This window comes from Pedobacter sp., assembly GCF_045628745.1.
Classification (GTDB): domain Bacteria; phylum Bacteroidota; class Bacteroidia; order Sphingobacteriales; family Sphingobacteriaceae; genus Pedobacter.
The window spans coordinates 1-4,133 of record NZ_JAZQPU010000188.1; the positions used below are offsets into that span (position 1 = coordinate 1).

The 4,133-nt window shown below is 39.9% G+C and carries 2 protein-coding genes; both read right to left on the bottom strand.

The features are described 5' to 3' along the window. Positions 1–1,968, bottom strand: a 1,968-nt coding sequence (locus ACR2F7_RS07380; RefSeq protein ID WP_432712942.1) for a UvrD-helicase domain-containing protein, incomplete at its 3' end; no start/stop codon positions are given. A 242-nt stretch (positions 1,969–2,210) separates the two neighbouring features. Continuing rightward, on the bottom strand, positions 2,211–3,917 hold the full coding sequence (locus ACR2F7_RS07385) for a glycoside hydrolase family 3 N-terminal domain-containing protein (RefSeq protein ID WP_432712943.1): 1,707 nt from the start codon (positions 3,915–3,917) through the stop codon (positions 2,211–2,213). Positions 3,918–4,133: the final 216 nt, after the last annotated feature.

Below are 4,133 nucleotides of genomic sequence, written 5' to 3' on the forward strand. Positions count from 1 at the left end.
TGTTTCTACCTCTTTACCTTGCAGGCGACTGTATAAACTGATGGCATTAGCCTTATATAAGGCGGTATTTTCTGCCAGTCCACCTAAAATCTGCAGTGTATTGAGGATAAGTTTTACAGCGCTGTTGTTTACAATTAAAAGTGCTTCGCCAGAAATAACGCTGATTCCATTTTGCAATAGAGCCTTTACAGCGGCAATAGCCTCAGAATTTTTGCGCACTAATACACAAATGTCTTTCTTCTGGTAGTTTTTAACTTCCAGCAGCCATTTAATCTCTTCCAGCATTTTCCCTAACGCCAACTCTGCGAAGGAAAGTTTAGCTTCGCCCTCCTCACTCTTGAGGACCATACATTTTACGGTACCCCCTTTGAGGGTTTTTGGTGTTATTCTTTGTGTTGCACCGGCATAAACATCACTCACAATATGGTCAAAGCCATTGGCTGCCCACCATTCTTTAGCTTCATTGCCATTTTCCAGTCCATTGATGGTCTGGTTAAGCTGCAATTGCAATAGTTTAGGCAGGTCTTTATACAACTGGTTATTGAAGTTGATGATTTCTTCTGTACTGCGGTAATTTTCTTCCAAACTATCATCAACAATATGATGTGCCCCAAGATCTGTTTTTGCCTGCTGGTGTAAGATGTTCCAATCGCCATTTCGCCAGCGGTAAATAGACTGTTTGGTATCGCCAACAATTAAATGGTCTATAAATTTTTCACTTGGCGCTGCCATGGCATTGCTGAGTAAAGATTTAAAACTGCCCCATTGGTTGGCAGAAGTATCCTGAAATTCGTCAAAGAGAAAGTTCTTGTAGAAGCTGCCCATTTTCTCCCATATAAAAGAAGGGTTATCATCAGCATCATCGGTAATACCTTTTAAAATATTTTGAGCATCGCTGATCAGCAGGTTAGGACTTTCGTCGCGGTAGCTTTTCAGCAAGGCCGCCATTTCCTGCATTAAACGCAGGTAGTATAAGTTTTTGTTAAAGCCTAAGGCTAATATATAGGCGGCATAACCTTCCTGGTAATTTTTAATTAAGGTCTTTAAACAAGGATTGAGTTCTTCATAAAGCGAATTGTTGCTGCCTTTTTGCAGCCACTCCTCCGGTTCATCAATTAATTTATACAGCGATTGTATTTTACTAAAGTCGCCATCCAGAATTTTCTTGATATTTAACAATGGCGAGCGCGATTTCCCTTTTAAGGATCCGGTGTCAATATCCAGCACCTGGAAAATATCAAGCGCATCTTTGGCACATTCCTTAATGGAATCTTCAAATAAGTCTATACTTTGTTTAGTGAGGAGTTTATAGTCGTTAAATAAAGTATCCATATCTGCCACCTTACCTAAAGTATCCATGGCTTTTTCAAAGGGCTGATAGCGTTCCTTGAAAATTTCGCTGGTCAGCTCCAAAAGCTCGCGGCGGTAATTCCAGCTTACATTGTTATTGATACGGTCTTTAGCGAGGTTGATGATCCATTGCAAGAGTTGCGGCTGCTCATCTAAAGCCATATCCAGCCTGTCGGCGAGTTCATTTTTTACTTTATCATAGTTCATCTCCAATCCATAACCGGCATCAAGGCCAAGCTCAAAAGCGAAACCACGAATTACCTTTTGCACAAAACCATCAATGGTACTCACCGAGAAACGGCTGTAATCGTGCAGAATTTTACGGTAAATTACATCTGCCTGTTCTTTTAAGGTGATAGGATTTAAATTAGGATGAGCCTTTAAGACCAACAACCTGTAGTCATTGATTTTATTGGATTGATCGCCTTCGGCTAAACCACGCAACACCTCCAAAATCCTGGTTTTCATTTCTTCCGTAGCCTTATTGGTAAAGGTTACAGCAAGAATTTCACGGTATTTATTTTCACCACTAAAAAGCAGCACCAGGTAATGGACGGTTAAACTAAAAGTTTTACCTGAGCCAGCAGAAGCTTGAAGTATTTTTAATGGTTTAAGCATGTCTGAACATTTTTTTTAAAGGTATTTTAATAAATCCGTATTGGGAGATAAAATTGAAATGCAGCAATAAAGCATTTCAAATCTGGGCTTATAAAGTTAAGGTTTAACAAGGCTGCACACAAGATTCCTGATTAAATACAATATATTTATAGTCATTCTCTATATAGTTATTATATAAGAAAAGGTCCAGTCATTGAAGAACTGGACCTTTAAACAGGTTATAATAAAGGGGACTAATCAGCTTACAAGCCGCCGCCGTATTTAAAAAATGTATTCACCGTAACAGGAAGTCTGCCGGTAGCAATTAGCTGGTTTTTAAGAACCGATGCGGCTGCTTTCTGCATAAAATCTTCTTTTTGATAAGCAACTAACAAAGCTTTGCTATTTTCCAATCCTGCCCATTGCGATAAATTGTAAGGATTACCGAATAAAGAGAATACAGCATTTTTCTGAGACATGTTCTTGATAAACATTTTCAGGTCTGCACTCAACACCATTCCATTACCCGGACGTGTGCGGGAATCGTGAATACCAATTATGACCTGGTCGAATAAAGCAAGTTCTTTCATTACCTTGGCAATGGCATTGGCATTAGCCGTTTTATCTAAAGTAAAAGAGATGGAATTTTTGTAGAAATTACCCAGCTCTTTTTGGAATGTTGTTACCCCTGTGGTACCGATGCTAATGATGGCCGTTCTTTTGGTTTGATCAAGGGTTTTAATAAATTCACGTCCATGCAGTAAAGTCATAGAGGCATCTGCAAGTTCTTGTACCAAAGCCTTGCTTTCAGGTCTGTTTACCTCTGCAGCTACGTTTTGTTCATTTAAGGTATCTCTCACGTTCAAGCCAACCCAATATTTAGCCAGCAAGATCTTTTTAACACTTTCATCAATGCGGTCCATACTGATTCTGCCAGAGCGCACCGCTCTACGCACTAACTTAATGGCACGATCGCTATTTTGAGACAATTCTAAAATGTCATTACCAGCAATAACACCCATTACATCGGCTTCACCATCTTTAAAATATTTAACTACCCCTTTCATTTCCATGGCATCCGAAATAATCAATCCTTTAAAGGCAAGTTCTTCTTTCAAGAGGCCAGTAACAATTGGTTTAGACAAAGTAGAAGGCATGTTTGGTGTATTATCCAATGAAGGAATGTTCATATGGGCAATCATTACACCCGAGGCACCACCCATTACCAACTCACGGAAAGGATAAATTTCAAGGCTATCCAGGCGTTCTTTGGTAAAAGTAAGTTTAGGCAAATCGTAATGCGAATCTACATCGGTATCGCCATGGCCAGGAAAGTGTTTAATGCTCACCAATAAGCCACCATCTTGCATACCGTTCATGTAAGCCGCCGCCTTAGTGGCAACGTTATACTTGTTTTCGCCAAAAGAGCGGTAATTGATCACCGGGTTATTGGCGTTGTTGTTTACATCAACATCAGGAGCAAGGTTCATGTGCATACCGATGCGTTTATAATCTTTTGCCACCTCTAAGCCCATTTTATGTAAAAGGGTATTATTTTGTATAGCACCCAGGGCCATTTGATAAGGGTAAGAAATAGTACTGTCCAAGCGCATGCCTAAACCCCACTCCCCATCAGAGGTAATGAGCAATGGTACGCGGGCTAAGGCCTGGTATTTATTGGTTAAAATGGCTTGTCTGCCGGGGCCACCTTGAAAAAATACGATGCCACCAATTCTTTCTTTTTGAATAACTCTGCCGATAGAATCTTCGTAGGCTTTAGTAGAGTTGGTCAGGCCACGTACAAAAAACATTTGCGCTATTTTCGAACGTCTGCTCAATTTATTAAATACAGAATCTACCCATTGATTGGGTTCTGACATGGATTCTATGTAAGATTTCTTCTGTGCCTGGGCAGTGGTAGCAGTTGCGAGTGCAATTAAGGTGTATAAGGATAGGTGTTTAATGTTCATTCGTAAAGTATGCGGTTAAAAAATGTGTGTTGGCCGCAAAGTTAATCAAAAGTCGCTCACCCCGAATTATTTTTTAAAGGCTTCATTCCTGAACTTCTGGTTGCAGGTGTTGAAGATAGATAGTGCATTCGATGCCGTTTTTGCAGTCATACGCTTAATATGCCAGCCTAATACTTCTCGCTTTGTATCAAATCTAATACAATTGAATAAAATTGG

What these genes read in the sequence shown, in the direction of transcription:
- ACR2F7_RS07385 (WP_432712943.1), bottom strand. Translation starts at nt 3,917, where the DNA reads ATGAACATTAAACACCTATCCTTATACACCTTAATTGCACTCGCAACT.